This is a genomic window from Saccharopolyspora rectivirgula DSM 43747, assembly GCF_000497205.1.
Taxonomy (GTDB): Bacteria; Actinomycetota; Actinomycetes; order Mycobacteriales; family Pseudonocardiaceae; genus Saccharopolyspora; species Saccharopolyspora rectivirgula.
This window is the reverse complement of the sequence record NZ_AYJW01000007.1, coordinates 49,934-65,829: the sequence shown is the minus strand read 5'-3', so window position 1 is coordinate 65,829 and position 15,896 is coordinate 49,934. Positions and strand designations below refer to the sequence as shown.

Genomic DNA, 15,896 nt, shown 5'->3' with positions numbered 1-15,896 from the left:
AGGCGCTGAATTCCCCGCTGTGCCAAGCTACTCCCAGGCACACCTGGTCCGGAACGGCGCTGGAGGCAGCCCATGGCCGCGCCCGTCCAGCTGCTCGTCGACCTCTTCCAGACCGACGAGCCAACGCTGGTGCACACCGGGGTCAAAGCAGCCGGCTTCGGCTGGCTCCACGCGCACGGGCTAGCAGTCCCTCCCGGCTTCTGCATCACCACCCGCGCCTACGACCAGGTGTGCCGGCACCGGGTGCGCGACCTCGTCGAACAGCTCCCCCGCGATCCGAACGCGGCCGAGCAGATCCGCGTCCGCCTGGAGAACATCGAGTTCCCTCCCGACCTCGCCAACACCATCGCCACCGCGTACACCGGGATGGGCGTCGACGTCCCCGTGGCCGTCCGCTCGTCAGCCACCGCCGACCTGCCGCGCACGCACTTCGCCGGCCAACTGGACACCTACTTGAACGTGATCGGCGTGCCGGCGCTGCTGGACGCGATCCGCCGGTGCTGGGCCTCGCTGTGGAGCGACCGGGCCCTGGCGCACCGGATCGCCGCCGGCACGTCCAACCGGCAGGTCAAGATCGCCGTGGTGGTCCAGCAGATGGTCGACGCCGCCGCTTCCGGAACGCTGTTCACCGCCAACCCGGACACCGGCAACCGCGGGGAAGTGGTCGTCGAGGCCATCGCTGGGCTCGGGGAACCGATGTCGGCCGGGGCCGTCACCCCCGACCGCTTCGTGGTGCGCGACGAGCGAATACGCCACCGCCGAACCGGCCACCAACCCGTCATGGTGCAGCCGAAGCCCGGCGGCGGAACGGAAACGGTCGTGCAGCCGGAAACCCGGCCGGCGGTGAACGACCGGCAAGTGCTCGAACTCGCCCGGATCGGCACCCAGATCGCCCACCGCAGCTCAACACCCCAGGAAGTCGAATGGGCGATCGACCGGAACGGGAAGATCTGGATCACCCAGCTCCAGCCGATCACCACCCTGTTCCCGCTGCCCACCGAACAGCGCCCGGGCCTGCGGGTGCACCTGTCCGGGAACCTCGTCCAGGGCCTGCACCGCCCGATCACCCCGATGGGAGCGGCCTGCCTGGAACGCCTGCTGACCGGGATCCTGAGGAGCACCGGGGCGGTGCCGCCCACCGGGGAGCAGAACGTCCTGTTCGACGCCGACGGCTGGCTGCACCTCGACGTCACCGGAGCCGTCCACGACCGACTCGGCCGGCTCGTGCTGACCCGGGCGCTCAGCCCGCTGGACTCCCGCTCCGCGCAGCTCCTCGCGGACTTGGCCACCGACCCGGGAACCGGCCGGAGAACCGCGCTCCGACTGCTGCGCGGAACCGTCCGAGCCCTGCGCGCCACCCGGTTGCCACTGGTCCTGGCCACCGCGCTGTGGAACCCCGACCGCGTTCGACGAGACGCGCTGCGGACCGTGCAGCTGCTCCGGACCCAGCTGGCGGACAACCACGGGCGGACCCCTCGCGAGCAATTGGCCGCTGCGCAGCAGGCCTTCCTGCGGATCACCGCTCCCCGAGCGGTCCGCCTCACCGCCCAAGCGCTGCCGGGACTGCTGCTGCACCAGCTGCTGCCGCGCGTGCTCGGTCCCGCCGCCGACGGCGTGGACGCCGAACTGGCGCTCAACGGCGTCCCGCACAGCGCGACCACCGAGATGATCCGGCACCTGTGGGAACTGGCGCTGCGGCTGCAGTCCGACCCCACCACCGAGAAGCTGTTCGGCGAGCACCCCCCGGGCGTCCTCGCCGCGCGCTACCTGAGCGGCAAGCTCCCGGCAACGCTGCAGGACGAGCTGGACCTCTTCCTCGCCCGGCACGGGCACCGCGGCATCGCCGAAACGGACACCGGCCAACCCCGGTGGTCGGAAGACCCCACCTACCTGCTGGGGCTGATCAGCGACTACCTCCACAGCTCCAGCACCGGTTTCCGGGCCGACGAGCAGCTCACCCGGACCAGCCAGCGCGGGGAAGACGAAGCCCGCGAACTCCTCCGCCGGTTGCGACGGCGCAGCCGACTCCGCGCCGCCGTCGGGCGGTTCCTGCTGACCCGGTTCCGCGCCGTGGCCGGACTGCAGGAGTTGCCGGAGCTCTGCGTCGCGCTGGCAGCGGCCAACGCCCGGCGGAACCTGCGCGCGGTGGGGCGCAACCTGGTGCTCCTGGGTCGGATCAACGAACCGGACGACGTGTTCTTCCTCGATTTCACCGAGGTCTCCCGAGCCATCGCTGGGGACGACTTCCAGGCGCTGGCCGTGCACCGCCGCGAGCGCTACGCGCAGGAACTGCAACGCGAACGGGTGCCGGGCGTGCTGCTCTCGGACGGCACCGAGCCGGCAGCGGGGCCGTGCGCGGAGAACGCCGGAAACCAGCTCGTTGGCACCCCCGCATCGGCCGGCACCGTCACCGGCCGGGCGAAAGTGCTGCGGGAACCGGGAGTTCCCGGGTGGACCCCCGGTGATGTCCTGGTGGCCCCGTCCGTCGATCCAGGATGGACACCACTGCTGCTCCTCGCGGGTGGACTGGTGCTGGAAACGGGCGGAGTGGATTCGCCCGGCGCCGTCGCCGCCCGCCAGTGCGGAATTCCCGCAGTGGTGGGGTCTTCCGCCGCCACCGCGCGAATCCGCGACGGTCAGCGGATCACGGTGAACGGGTCGACCGGGACCGTCCTCCTCCGCCCGGAAAACCACGGTGGCCCCAGCGATTGAGATCGGCTGGGGCCACCCGAGCGAACTTTTCCATATCCGGTTGTGGTTCTCAGGGGATCTTCCAGAGCTGAGCGAGGCCGTGCGGCACACCTGACCGACCGGCAGGAGGCCCTGCACGTCGCCAAGCGATCAGCTCGAGCGCTCTTGCCGGTCAGGACCTAGGACAGCAAACGGGAAACCGGGACGACCTCGCTCACCTGGGTGAACACGTCGTTCACCAGCGACTGCTGCTCCTGGGGGGTGAGCTGCTCCTGGTCGCTCGTGCCGTGAGCAGTGGCGATGCCGTTGGCACCGTCCTCCCCGTCCTGACCGTGCTGCGTGACTTCCACGCCGTGCTGGTCGGGCTGCGGGATCCCCTCGGGCGCCGTAGACTCCCAGGCCGGGAGGACGGAGGGCTGTTCCTGAGCGTTGCCCGCGCCGTCGTCCTGGAGGGAGCGCCCCATCTGCGGCAAGTCGAGGAGGGGCGCTTTCCCGCTGAGGACGTCGGCCAGTCCGCTTCCCGGGTTCCCCGGGTTGACGTTGGCGACGTCGCCGAGCGGCAGGGCCAGGTCACGACTGGTCGGCTGCTGCAACGGCACGACGCCACCGACGACTTGCTGGACCGAGTGCACCTGGTCGGTCAGCTGGGAAGCGGTCTGGCCGACTGCGTCGGCACCGGGAAGCAGTTGCGGGGTGGCTGCCGACGCGGCGCCGGTCCAGCCGATGACGCCCGCACCACTGGCCAGCACAGCGGCCGCGGCGGTAAGGCTGCGCTTCATGGCACTTCTCCTTTCTGCACAGGCCGATTCCTGTGCGCACGCCGGAGATTACGGAAATAGCGCTGAACACTATTCAGCGATCTTGTAATCACCGCGGAATGACACCAAGTAGCAGAAGCCACTGCGCAGCCCGCCTTTTCGTGCGATCCGGCTGATTATTCCACTACTACGCGCGCAGGGTCGGAAATCGGCGACCCCATTCGACCGGGGTGTTCACTGCGCAGAGTTTCCACCGACTCGGCGAATTCGGCATATGCCTCGCGTTCGGTGGCGAACCGGCGGTACCGCCCCACGCGCAGTTCGACCGACTCGTACTCCCGCTCCAGCGCGTCAGCGGTCTGCTGGTACACCGAGGACTGATCGCGGTACCGGGTGTAGCCGGCGATCGCCGCGGCGAGCGCCACGAACAGGCTGAGCAGCACGGCGAACCCGTGCAAGCTGGACACGGCCATCGACATGGCGCTGACGGTGGCCGCGACGGCCGAGCCGGCTATCACCGTCAGCTGTAATGCGTTGTCCTTTAACCTGTTCCGCCTGGCCGCCGCCCGGTAGCTGCGGATCAGACCGGGCAGCTGCAGGTGGAACCGCTTGTGCGCGGCGAGCAGGTCGTTGTCGCCGAGCTCTTCCAGCAGGTGCTCCCGGTACTCCCGCTCCAGCGCGCGCAGCTCCCGCTCCACCGCCCGCACCCGGAAGTGCTGCCGGTAGGCCAGAATCGCTGCAACAGCGCTGGAGACCAGCACCACCAACCAGCCGAAAATGCCCGGCCACGGCGAGTCCAGCAAAGCAAGCGCCAGGGACGCGAGCACCAACAGCACCAGGTTCCCCGGGTAGGCCCAGACCAGCAGCAGCCTCCGGACCAGCCGGGCCTGGTACAGCCGCTCGGTGCCCTCGGCGATCTTGCGTTCCCAGTCCTGCGGCCTGACGTCCTCGGCGAGCACGCCTCCTCCGACGATTCCAGCCGCTTCCACTCGCTCCATCACGTTCGATCCCTCCGGCGTCACTGCGATCGAAGTAGCCCCAGAGCACCACGACAATCGGCCGGTAGGGTGATGGTCGGCTGCTCCAACCGCCCTCCTGCCCTTGCACCGGGTAATCACCGCAGGCTGGGCCGTGGAGCCCGGCGAGGACTGCGGCCAGTGGAGCATCGCCGCCGCGTCAACCGGCATTCTCCGGGGCTGCCACTCTGGCAGCCCCCGCCGGAGCGCGAACAACCGGGTCAGCAGAATTCCGCCAATTCTGCTACTGAGCGGTAAGCGGCAGCCGGAGGAATGCTCACCACGTCAATTCAGCACCCGCTCGCTCGTAAAATTGAACTGGGTCGACGGCTTCACTGTTGACTTCGATCTGGAAGTGCAAGTGCGGACCGGTGGACTGGCCTCGATCACCCATTTCAGCGATTACTTGCCCGACTTCCACGTGCTGGCCAACGGAAACAAAACTCTTGTTGATGTGGCCGTAAATAGTGACCACATTTCCGGGGTGCGCAATCCGAACCCACATCCCGTACCCGCGGGCCGGACCGGAACTGATCACCTCGCCGGAACTGGCCGCCCGGATCGGCGTTCCGACCTTGTTCGCGATGTCGACGCCCTTGTGCATTGTGCCCCACCGGGGACCGAACCCACTGGTGATCCGCCCCGTGGTCACCGGACCCCACTGCGGCGCCGCCCGTGACACCGGTTCCGCTGCTTCTTCCGCTGCTCGCGCTGGCGGGGGCTGCACACCGACGAATTCCGCCGCCAGCTCCAGCGGCTTGATCGGCATGACCATTTTCACCGACTGTTCAGCAGTCTGCACAGTCGAGTTGCCTTCGAGAGCAGCAACCGACAGCTGCGGACTGAGCATCAGCACACCGATGAATCCGCCTAGTACGGCTTTCTCTCGCAGTGCCATTTTGGTTGTCACCCACCCAAACCGCCGCCTTTGTGCTCGCGACGGCGAGGAACCGATTCCAATCGGCTCCAACGTTTTTGCGGACGTTTGCCCGGGCTTTTCGGACCGTAGAACGGAATTCAGCGACGCACATGTGGTAACCGAACAAAACACTCAATTCAGACATTGCAGATGAGCGTTGCCCGAATGTGTTGTTCAGCGCCCTCCACAAGGGGGTCGCTCCCTTCACAGAGCGTTGAGAAATCGGCGGGGCGTTGCCAATGTCAGCGACCTGAGGAATGTGAACGGGACACGCAATTCACCCCGCGCACAAGGGCGGTTAATTGTTTTCCGCCAGGGTTCACCCAGCTGATGTTCACGCGAAAGTGTGGAGTCAGCGCGGTGCTTTTTCGGATAAGCCGGGCAAAACCGGTACGCGCACGAGGTCCGCAGCTGTCCCGCGGACACGACTACCGGTCGGTAACCAGCGGCGAAGGGTCCGGTGGAAACGAGCAGGGCGTCCACCGGCGAGCCCTGCGAGGAGCACCGAGCCCACCGGGACACGCGCTCCGAAGCGCTCCGCGATCGATGACTCGCCCAGAAATCACCGGAAAGAGCTATGAGTGGTACGGGATCCGCACTCCCGTGACAGCCGCGCTCCCCATGCGGCGGCACCCGCACCCGACCGACGTGCTGCCGGCCCGGCGACGCCCTCCCGGACCGGCAGCACGCGAACGACGGGCGAGACCTGCTCGCCCCAGCGCATCAGAAGGTCAGCACCAAACGACCGCGCACACCGCCGGCAGCCAACCTGCGGTGCGCCTCGGCGGCGTTGTCAGCCGGAATCGTGTCGGCCACCCGGAGCGTGATGACCCCCTCCTCGACCAGCTTGCGCAGCTCGTCGAGCTTCTCGTGGGACTCGTACTCCTGCGCCACCAGCACCTTGTGCAGCTTGATCCCCCGGTCCACCGGGCCGGACCAGAAGCGCACGGTCGCGAAACCGCCACCGTCCCGCACCGCCGGCACGACCAGCTCGTTCTGCACCGATCCGTCCACCAGGCCGTCCACCCCGTCGGGGTAGATCTCCCGGATCCGGCTGGCCACGTCGTCACCGCGCGGCACGATGTGGTCCGCCCCGAAAGAGGCCACGAGCTCGCGGTCCTTCTCCGCCGCATCGGCCACCACCGTCAAGCCCCGGTGCTTGGCCAGCTGGACCACGTAGCCACCGAGGGTGCCGGCCGCACCGGTCACCGCCAGCGTCTGGCCCGGGGAGAGGTCGAGCTTCTCCAGCGCCTGGTAAGCGGTGAGACCGTTCATCGGCAAGGTGGAAGCGGCCGCGAAATCCACCCCTTCGGGGATCCGAGCCATCGACCGCCACGGGCCCACCAATTTCTCCACGTAGCCACCGCCGTGCTTGCCGCCCACCGGCAGGGCGATCGCCATCAGCTTGTCCCCGACCTGCCAAGGACAGCCCTCGCCGACCTCGTCCACCACTCCGGCGGCATCCATACCGGGAACGTACGGCGGCTCACCGGTGACCGGGTAATCGCCGATGCGCATGTGCGTGTCGGTGGGGCTCACCGCCGCCGCGTGCACCCGGATCCGCACCTCACCCGGACCGGCGTGCGGCTCGGGGACCTCGTGGGGGCCGAGCTTCTCGGGACCGCCGAACTCAGTTACTCCGATGACCTTCATGCCAGGAGCAACCGCCGCACCACGAGGCGGTATTCCAGCACGATCGCGTTCCCGACCAGCGGCCCCGCTGCCGTCGCAGTGCGCGCGGCGGCACCCGGCGCCCCGACCACCGGGAATCCACTTCGGACTCCACCGCGCAACCCGCCGCCAGCACGGGGATCCGCCCAGGTGCAGGCACCTCGCACCCTTCACCCGCCTCGGTCATCCCTCCCGCAGAACCCCGCGGACGAGCGCGCCTTCGTGACCTTCGGCACTCCTCGCGGTGCCCACCTCAGATGTGCACCCCGAGCAGGGTCCCGACCGCGTAGGTGATCGCCATGGCGAGCAGGCCGCCACCGATGTTGCGCAACGTCGCCCGCACCTTCGGCGCCTTGCCCAGGTGCGCCGACACCGAACCGGTGAGGCTCAGCGCGATCACCACCGCCAGCGCGGTCACCGGCACGGCCACCTCGTCCGGGGCGGCCAGGATGGCGATCAGCGGGATCACCGCCCCCAGCACGAAGGACAGCATCGAAGCGAACGCCGCGTGCCAGGGGTTGGTGAGCTCGTCCGGGTCGATGCCGAGCTGGTACCGCGCGTGCGCGGCCAGCGAATCCCGTTCGCTCAACTGCACGGCCACCTTGCGGGCGAGCTCGCGGTCGATCCCCTGCTCTTGCACCAGGTCGGTGAGCTCTTCGATCCCCCGCTGCGGATCCTCGTCCAGTTCGGCCTGCTTGAGCGCCAGCTCCGCGCGCTCGGAATCCCGTTGGCTGGACACGGAAACGTACTCGCCGACCGCCATGGACATCGCGCCGGCGATGATCCCGGCGACCCCGGCGGTCAGCAGCGCGACATCGTCCATGGTGGCGCCGGCGACACCGACCACGATGCCCGCGGTCGACACGATCCCGTCGTTCGCCCCCAACACACCGGCGCGGAGCCAGTTCAGCCGGCTCGCGAGCCGACCGCTCTCCTTCTCCGCGGCGAACTCCTGTCCGGCAATCTCCACAGACAATTCGATCCCTCTTTCGCGCAACGCCGGGAACCGGAAACTCCCCGATGCCGTTGCTGTTCCTGAAAAGCCAGCAGCGCCGCGTTCAGCGTTGACCCGTTCTCGGTCCAAGTTCCTCGCACAATGCTGCGCAGCACCCCCGGTGTTCAATTCGGTCCCCGAAGGGTGCGAACGCCTTCGACGTACCTTTCTACGCCCGCGCAACACCGATTACAAGCAAGGTCAGCCTGGCCTAAAGAATGTTTGCCAAGCCTTTTCTTACTTTTCGAAAGCGAGCCGGAACACAATTGCCAATGGGTTAAATACCCGTTCGGACTGCCGGACGCAACAACTGCCCGACGAGATGACGAAAAATCATCGGCCCGGCGCGTTCGGCCTGCGCGAGCACACCGCCCACCCGGCAACAGCCAGTGCTCCGGTGCCCGGCCCTCTCGCCGAGAAGACCGAGCACCGCTGCGCGCAGCTGCCCGACCAGCGGCCCCGGCTGGTACTGCACGGCAACAGCGTCACCGCGTCCCACCTCGTGCACCTGGCGGCGGAGCCACCCAGCCCAGCGCCCCCCACGTCGGTCGCAAAGCGCCGGCGCGAGCGCTTTCCCGCCAGCTCTCCGCTTCCGAAGCCCGGATGCGGAGCGAGCAACCAACGCCCCTGGGAATCGGCGCGAGATGGTGCCCCCTCTGTTGTTGGCAGATGCGGCGGAAAAAGCCTTCCCAGCGATCCAGCGCGAGCGAGGAACCGCCAACCGTCGCCGCACCTGCTGCGAATGGAGGCAAGTCCAGGAACTTCCGCCATCGCCATGGACGTCATCAGGCGCGCATCGATTCCTTTGCCACCGCAGCTGCGCCGACGAGGAAAGCGATGATTTGGAAAGGAAAGGTTTCCCCGGGACATTCCACCACGGGTCTGGCAATGGCATTAGCGTCGATACCAGTGGTCGACATCGCGCACTGCTCGAATGCCGCCAGCTCCTTCCCGGTCGTCGCACTGGCAGCTGGCCCGCAGTCCCAGTGACCAATTGCAGAAAAAGCAGTGCTCGTGATTCGGTTTGCACCGAACAACGCGCCAGTGTTCGGGAATGGCGCACCCTGCGCTGGTACAGTCCTTCGACGATTCATTCAAAACCGGATCGGCCGAAATCCTCGAGGCTCCTGGCGCGAAGTCGATGCCGAGTCGAGCGAGCTCCTTTCCCGAGCGCACGAGCACGTCAGTTCGCCCTCGGTCGCCCTCCCGGGAGTCGACCGTCCCCCGTTCCGGATCGACGTTCCCGTTGCCTGGCGCGCACGGTGGCGCGAGGTTCCGGTCGGCCAGGCGGAGAACGATCACAGCGGTCTGGCCATGTTCGACAAGCGAGGAAATCCGGTCCGCGCAGTGGAGACCAAGACCGCATGCGGCTCCGGAACGCCGTTGGGTTCCGAATCCGGCAGGACGGATGGACTCGCCCCACCGACGGCGCTGATCGGGGCAACCCGAGCGCCACGTCCACCGCCGCGCGGGGCTCCAGCTGGAGCGGGCTCAACGACTGCCCTGCAGTGCAAGGGATTCGGTGGACGATCGTCGTCCTCGTTGGAACCGCGTGCGCCATCGCCCGTGGGGCCGCGTTCGGAGCGGCGTGCGCGGTCCGCACCCTGCGGTGCTCGCAGCCGCAGCAAGCGCGAGCCACCACCGAAGCACTGCTGCGCGATGCCCGGATGGCGCAGCGGGGTGCTGCGTCGCCCAGGACCATCACCCCGGACGAATGCCCGCACCCGGCAACCGGGGCGAAGCCGAGGAGGTGCGGAACTCGAACCGCAGCGGCCGGCGGTGTTCAGGTCCCGAAAACGACTCCGCGGCGGGAGCCGAGACCCTCGATCTCGCCTCCCGCCGCGGGTCAGCGGAATGCTCCGCAACTGAGCCGCCTGAGGGAATCGAACCCTCGACCTACGCATTACGAGTGCGTCGCTCTGGCCGACTGAGCTAAGGCGGCAGTGCGCAACCAAGTGTACCGGGCGCCCCGCTGCACCGGTGCACCACCCCTCACCGGCAGCGGGCGGCAGAACGACCGTTACCCGCCTCACGAATCGTCGTTAGCAACAAGCGTGACACCAGTCACTGATCACCTGACACCAGTCACTGCGACTGCGCGGCCGGGAGGAAACCGGATGCGAGCGATACGCCGCCTCGCCCTGTGCGCTGCTGTGTCGTTGACCGTGGCAGGACTCGCGGCGCCCGGCGCTCAAGCCCAGGAGTACCCCACTCCGAGCACCCCGATCCCAGTACCCCGGGACCCCGAGCAACCTCCCGCCAGCCAACCTACCCCCGCTCCCGGTCCGGTGGTGGCCGACGCCGGCACGCTGATCGGCGTGGTGCGCGTGCTCCCCGGCACCGTGCCCCCCGGCTCGAAGTTCGACGACCCCGAGTACGACGACCAACTGCCCAAGCAAGCCGTCGCCGAATTCGGACTGGGCCGGGCCATCGCCCAGGCCAACTCCACCGCCTACTTCGCCCAGGAGCGGGCGATCGCCGAAACCTCCCCGGTCGGCGTCGCGCTGTTCGGGCAGATGCCCCAACTGCCCGCCCCCGGCGTGCTCGCCCAAACCGCGCTCCCCGACCACCCCGAACCCGAGACCAGCGGCCTGCGAACCCCACCCGAAACCGACAAGGGATTGCGGCTGAGCGGGCTGACCGGGAGCGTGCACGCCCGCTGGGACGAGCAGCTCGGCCCCTGCGTGCAGCCGATCTCCGACGCGAACCTGTCCCTGGGCAGCATCTCCGCGGTGAACTCCCTGCCCACCGCGGGCACCCTGAACGGCCTGCTCGACGGCGGCACGCCCACCGACGACGGGAAGGGCTCACTCCTGCACGTGCCCGACGCCCTGCAGGCCCACTCCAAGATCGAACTGGTCGACGTGCCGGGCCAGCAGAACAAAGCGGTGCAAGCCACTTCGAAACTGCAGCTGGCCAGTGTGCAGCTGTTCGCCAACACACCGCAGGAGATCCGCATCGAGGTGGTCAGCGCGCCCACGTTGACCGCCACCGCCACCGGCGATCCAGAAACCTCCACTGTGGAGTACACAGCGCCGGTGCTGCGCGTGTTCCACGGCGACGAGGAAGTCGGCACGCTCGACGCCGCACACCCGTTCATGGACCTGCCGTTCGGTGGCGACGGACCGCTGCCCGCCCTCGACCTCGGCATCATCCGGCTGAGCATCGGGGAGCTCGAGAAGCAGATCGACGGCACCGACGTGCGCGGCACCGCCCGGCTGTTCGACCTGAAGCTGCTCAACGGCGAGCACCTCGGCATCCCGACTTCCCTGGTGGAAATGACGTTCGGCGAGCAGGTCGCCCACGCTCTGGCCCCCGAAGGTGGCGTCGACTGCCGGCAGGACGGCACCCCGGCCGCCAACCCGGACCAGGCCACCGCTGACCCGGACGACACGGTTCCAGCCGCCGCCGGCGAGCTCGCCCTCACCAACGGCGCGTACCACGCGGTGCCGATCTTCTGGACCGGCACCGGACTGCTGCTGCTCGGCGCGGTGCTGCTCGCCGCCACCCCGCGACGGCGCAGCGGTCAGCGGGGAACCGATCAACCGCGATAGAGCTCGGCCAGCATCGCCTCCAGGGCGACCACCGGCTTCACGTTGCGGTTGAGCGCTTTCCGGCACTCCAGGACCGCGGTCAACCGGCGCAGGGTCGACTCGGAGGTCCACTCCTGGGCCGCCGCCCGGATCGAGCGCTCGAAATCCGGGTGGGTGAGCGGCACCTGCGCCCCCGACCGCACCACCAGCACGTCCCGGTAGAAGTTCGCCAAGTCGACCAACGCCAGGTCGAGCACGTCCCGCTGCAGCCGGGTGTTCCGCGACTTCTGCCGCTTCTCCAACTCCTTCAACGCCGCGTTCGCGCCGCGATTGGCCGCCGCGGTCCCCTTGCCGGTCCCGCCCGCCCCCAGCGCTGTCTTCAGCTCTTCCTTCTCCGCCTCGTCCCGCTCCTCGTTCGCCGCCTGGGCTTCGGTCTCGGCGAGCTTGACCAGTCCGCTGGCCGCGGTGAAGACGTCGGAAAACCGCTGCAGCCCGCGGGGAATCCGCAGCACCGACTCCCGCCGCTCCCGGGCCTGCTCGTCGGTGGCCAACCGGCGGGCGCGCCCGATGTGCCCACCGCACACCGAAGCAGCCCAATCGGCGAGCCGCGGCTCCACCCCGTCGCGTTCCCGCAGCACCTCGGCGATCGCCCCCGGCAGCGGGGTGCGCAACTGCACCAGCCGGCAGCGGGAGCGGATCGTCACCGACACGTCCGCCGGGTGGTCCGACGGCGCGCACAGCAGGAACACCGTGCGCTCCGGCGGTTCCTCGACCGCTTTGAGCAGCGCGTTGGACGCGCCCTCGGTCAGCCGGTCGGAGTCCTCGATCAGGACGATCCGCCAGTTGCCGGTGCTCGGTCGCCGCGCCGAGGCCTGCACCAGGGACCGCATCTCGGCGACCGGGATCGACAACCCCTCCGGCACCACGAACCGGACGTCCGCGTGCGTCCCGGCCAGCACGGTGCGGCACGCGGAGCACGTGCCGCAGCCGGGCAGGTCCGGGTGGGTGCACTGCAGGGCCGCGGCGAACGCCCGGGCCGCCACCGAACGCCCCGAACCGGGTGGGCCGGTGAACAGCCAGGAGTGCGTCATCGCGCCCGGCGGGGTCGGTTCACCGCGCGACTGGGCCCTGGCCGCCAGCACCGCGCGGTGCAGGGTCCGCACCGCGTCGGGTTGGCCGATCACCTCCGCCCACACCCCAGTCTTGCTGATCTCCGGAGCGATGGTCATGATCCGTCCTCCAGTGCGCCGCTACGCGGGCCCGCCGACCGGGTTGGGCGAAACCGGGTCACGAGGCCGAAGAACTCGCGTTCTTCTTGCTCTTGGCCGAGGAGCTCTTCTTGGTCGTCTTCTTTTTCTTCGCGGGAGCTTTCGCCCGGCGCTCGGCGATCAGCTCCAAGGCCCGCTCCAGCGTCATCGACTCGACCGAGTCGCCCTTGCGCAGCGAGGCGTTGATCTCCCCGTCCGTCACGTACGGGCCCCAGCGGCCGTCCTTGATGACCACCGGCTTGCCGTTCTCCGGCGACTCCCCGAGCTCCCGCAGCGGGGCGGCAGGTGCCCGGCGGGAGCGCTGCTTCGGCTGCGCGTACAGCTGCCGCGCCTCCTCCAAGGTGATCGTGAAGATCTGCTCCTCGGTCTCCAGGGAGCGGGAATCGCTGCCGCGCTTCAAGTACGGCCCGTAGCGGCCGTTCTGGGCGGTGATCTCCTCCCCGGTGTCCGGGTCCACCCCGACCACCCGGGGCAGGGACAGCAGCCGCAGCGCGTCCTCCAGGGTGACGGTGTCCAGCGACATCGACTTGAACAAGCTCGCGGTGCGCGGCTTGCCCTTGACGCCCTCCGGCAGCACCTCGGTCACGTACGGCCCGAACCTGCCTTCCTTGGCCACGATCTCGTGCCCGGTTTCCGGGTCCACCCCCAGGCTACGGCCCTCCATCGGGGTGGCGAACAGCTTGTCCGCGATCTCCTTGGTCAGCTCGTCCGGCGGCAGGTCCTCCGGCAGGTTCGCCCGCTGCGAGGCGCCGTCCACGGTGCGCTCCAGGTAAGGCCCGTAGCGGCCCACCCGGACGTAGACCATGTTCCCGTTGTCGTCCTCGAACATCGGGATGGAGTTGATCTCCCGCGCGTCGATCTCCTCCACCCCGGATCCGACGAGCTTCTTCAACCCGCCGGCCCGGCCGACCGAACCGCCCGGACCGACTTCGCCGCCGAAGTAGAAGCCGTTCAACCAGCGGGTGCGTTCCTGCCGGCCCTCGGCGATCCGGTCCAGTTCGTCTTCCAGGGCAGCGGTGAAGTCGTAGTCGACCAGCCGGCCGAAGTGCTTCTCGAGCAGACCGACCACGGCGAAGGCGACCCAGGACGGCACCAGCGCCGAGCCCTTCCGCCACACGTAGCCGCGTTCCTGGATGGTGCTGATGATCGAGGCGTAGGTGGAAGGCCGGCCGATCCCCAGCTCCTCCAGGGTCTTGACCAGGCTGGCCTCGGTGTAGCGCGGCGGCGGGTTGGTGCTGTGCCCGTCCGGCACCAGCTCCGGCGCCGTCACCTCCTGCCCCTGGGCCAACTGGGGCAGCCGCTTCTCCGCGTCGTCGGCGACCCCACCGGCCTCGCTGTCCACCGACTCCACGTAGGCCTTGAGGAAACCGGGGAAGGTGATCGTCCGACCGGACGCCGCGAACGTGCACTCCTCCCCGCTGCTGGCGGACCCGACGATCCGCACCGACAGGGTGGTGCCCTTCGCATCGGCCATCTGGGAAGCGATGGTGCGCTGCCAGATCAGCTCGTAGAGCTTGTAGGCGTCCGAGTCGAGTTCCGCGGCCACCTCGCCGGGGGTGCGGAAGGTCTCCCCGGCCGGGCGGATCGCCTCGTGCGCTTCCTGCGCGTTCTTGACCTTGCGGTTGTACTGCCTGGGCTGCGGGGAGAGGTACTCGTCCCCGTACAGCTCCCGGGCCTGCGAGCGGGCCGCCGCGATCGCGGTTTCCGACAGCGTGGTGGAGTCGGTCCGCATGTAGGTGATGTAGCCGTTCTCGTACAGCCGCTGCGCGGTGCGCATCGTCCGGTCCGCGGAGAACCGCAGCTTCCGGCCGGCCTCCTGCTGCAGCGTGGAAGTCATGAACGGCGCGTACGGCCGGCGGGTGTAGGGCTTCTCCTCGACGCTGGAGACCCGCAGCTGGGCACCGGTGAGCGCCTGCGCCAGCCGCTGCGCCTCCGCCTCGTTCAGCAGCAGCACGTCGTCGTTCTTCAACCGCCCGTCGGGACCGAAGTCCCGCCCGGTGGCCAGCTTGGCGCCGTCCACGCTGACCAGCCTGGCGCTGAACTGGCGCGGCTCGGCCTGCTGCCCGGCGTCCATGGTGGCCGCGATGTCCCAGTACTCGGCGGACACGAAGCGCATCCGCTCCCGCTCGCGCTCCACCACGATGCGGGTCGCCACCGACTGCACCCGGCCGGCCGACAGCTTCGGCATGACCTTCTTCCACAGCACCGGGCTGATCTCGTACCCGTACAGGCGGTCGAGGATGCGCCGGGTCTCCTGAGCGTCCACCAGGGACAGGTCGAGGTCCCGGGGCTGCTCGGCGGCGGCCCGGATGGCCGACTCGGTGATCTCGTGGAACACCATGCGCCGAACCGGGACCTTGGGCTTGAGGGTCTCCAGCAGGTGCCAGGCGATCGCCTCGCCTTCGCGGTCACCGTCCGTGGCGAGGTAGAGCTCGTCGGCCTCTTTGAGCGCGTCCTTCAGCTCGGTAACCGTGGCCTTCTTGTCCGGGGTCACCAAGTACAGCGGTTCGAAGTTGTTGTTGACGTCGACACCGAGCCGGGCCCACGCCTGGCCCTTGTACTTCGCCGGCACATCGGCAGCGCCCCGCGGCAGGTCGCGGATGTGCCCCCGGGAGGACTCCACCACGTAGCCGGGCCCGAGGAACGAAGCGATCTTGCGCGCTTTCGCGGGTGATTCGACGATCACCAGCCGCCGGGCTCCGGAACCGGTCCCGTTCTGGGACCCCGAAGCTCGGCCGGTACCGCCGCTCTTCTTCGTCCGTGTCGACCCAGCCACGCTTACCTGCTCTCTACTCGCGGAGGCATTCCCATCCGTCGGTCTTGCCCACCAGATTTCTCAATGTGCCCTGCGGGGAAGTGTGCACCACGCCGGGAAAGCACAGGGTTGCATATAACACGGTGCCGCTTGCATCCGTCTCCTTCTACGAACGTAGCCGGTCACTCTCGGCCCCCGGTGCGTGACCTGGCGTGACGTGCGTCAAGCACGGCGCCGCCAAGGGCACCACTTCGCCCAATAGGAGTAGCCGCTGCCCGCCACCGGCGTTAC

Annotated in this window: 9 protein-coding genes and 1 tRNA gene; 2 read left to right on the top strand and 8 right to left on the bottom strand. The window is 68.8% G+C overall.

The features are described from left to right. The first annotated feature begins 72 nt into the window (after positions 1-72). Positions 73-2,712 carry a PEP/pyruvate-binding domain-containing protein gene (locus SREC43747_RS0103670; RefSeq protein WP_037331277.1) on the top strand — a complete coding sequence of 880 codons (2,640 nt, stop codon included), beginning with the start codon at positions 73-75 and terminating at the stop codon, positions 2,710-2,712. 158 nt (positions 2,713-2,870) lie between these two features. Here the strand turns inward: SREC43747_RS0103670 and SREC43747_RS21510 are convergent, their stop codons facing one another. The 6 genes from SREC43747_RS21510 to SREC43747_RS0103630 all read right to left on the bottom strand — a co-directional run bounded on the left by SREC43747_RS21510 (position 2,871) and on the right by SREC43747_RS0103630 (position 9,991). Beyond that, positions 2,871-3,470: a hypothetical protein gene (locus SREC43747_RS21510; RefSeq protein ID WP_051387658.1), complete on the bottom strand. Its 600-nt coding sequence runs from the start codon at positions 3,468-3,470 to the stop codon at positions 2,871-2,873. 155 nt (positions 3,471-3,625) lie between these two features. Then, a complete protein-coding gene (locus SREC43747_RS0103655; protein WP_051387656.1) occupies positions 3,626-4,447 on the bottom strand; it encodes a DUF4231 domain-containing protein in 822 nt (273 codons plus the stop codon). A gap of 295 nt (positions 4,448-4,742) precedes the next feature. Beyond that, entirely contained in the window at positions 4,743-5,435 is a 693-nt protein-coding gene (locus SREC43747_RS22205; protein WP_306413763.1) for a M23 family metallopeptidase, read from the bottom strand. 672 nt (positions 5,436-6,107) lie between these two features. Then, complete coding sequence (locus SREC43747_RS0103645; RefSeq protein WP_029719792.1) at positions 6,108-7,037, bottom strand: quinone oxidoreductase family protein; 930 nt, start codon at positions 7,035-7,037, stop codon at positions 6,108-6,110. 271 nt (positions 7,038-7,308) lie between these two features. Next, positions 7,309-8,025: a VIT1/CCC1 transporter family protein gene (locus tag SREC43747_RS0103635; protein ID WP_201768618.1), complete on the bottom strand. Its 717-nt coding sequence runs from the start codon at positions 8,023-8,025 to the stop codon at positions 7,309-7,311. A gap of 1,892 nt (positions 8,026-9,917) precedes the next feature. Next, positions 9,918-9,991, bottom strand: a tRNA-Thr gene (locus tag SREC43747_RS0103630). A gap of 175 nt (positions 9,992-10,166) precedes the next feature. On the opposite strand from SREC43747_RS0103630, the gene SREC43747_RS0103625 reads away from it, so the two are divergent. Then, a complete protein-coding gene (locus SREC43747_RS0103625) occupies positions 10,167-11,603 on the top strand; it encodes a hypothetical protein (protein ID WP_029719790.1) in 1,437 nt (478 codons plus the stop codon). Here SREC43747_RS0103625 and SREC43747_RS0103620 read toward each other — a convergent pair. Further along, positions 11,591-12,811: a DNA polymerase III subunit delta' gene (locus tag SREC43747_RS0103620; RefSeq protein ID WP_029719789.1), complete on the bottom strand. Its 1,221-nt coding sequence runs from the start codon at positions 12,809-12,811 to the stop codon at positions 11,591-11,593. The two genes, SREC43747_RS0103625 and SREC43747_RS0103620, sit on opposite strands and share 13 nt — an antisense overlap. A gap of 58 nt (positions 12,812-12,869) precedes the next feature. Further along, positions 12,870-15,626 (bottom strand): type I DNA topoisomerase, encoded by a 2,757-nt coding sequence (gene topA / locus SREC43747_RS0103615; RefSeq protein ID WP_029719788.1) that lies wholly within the window; start codon positions 15,624-15,626, stop codon positions 12,870-12,872. Between the last annotated feature and the right edge of the window lie 270 nt (positions 15,627-15,896).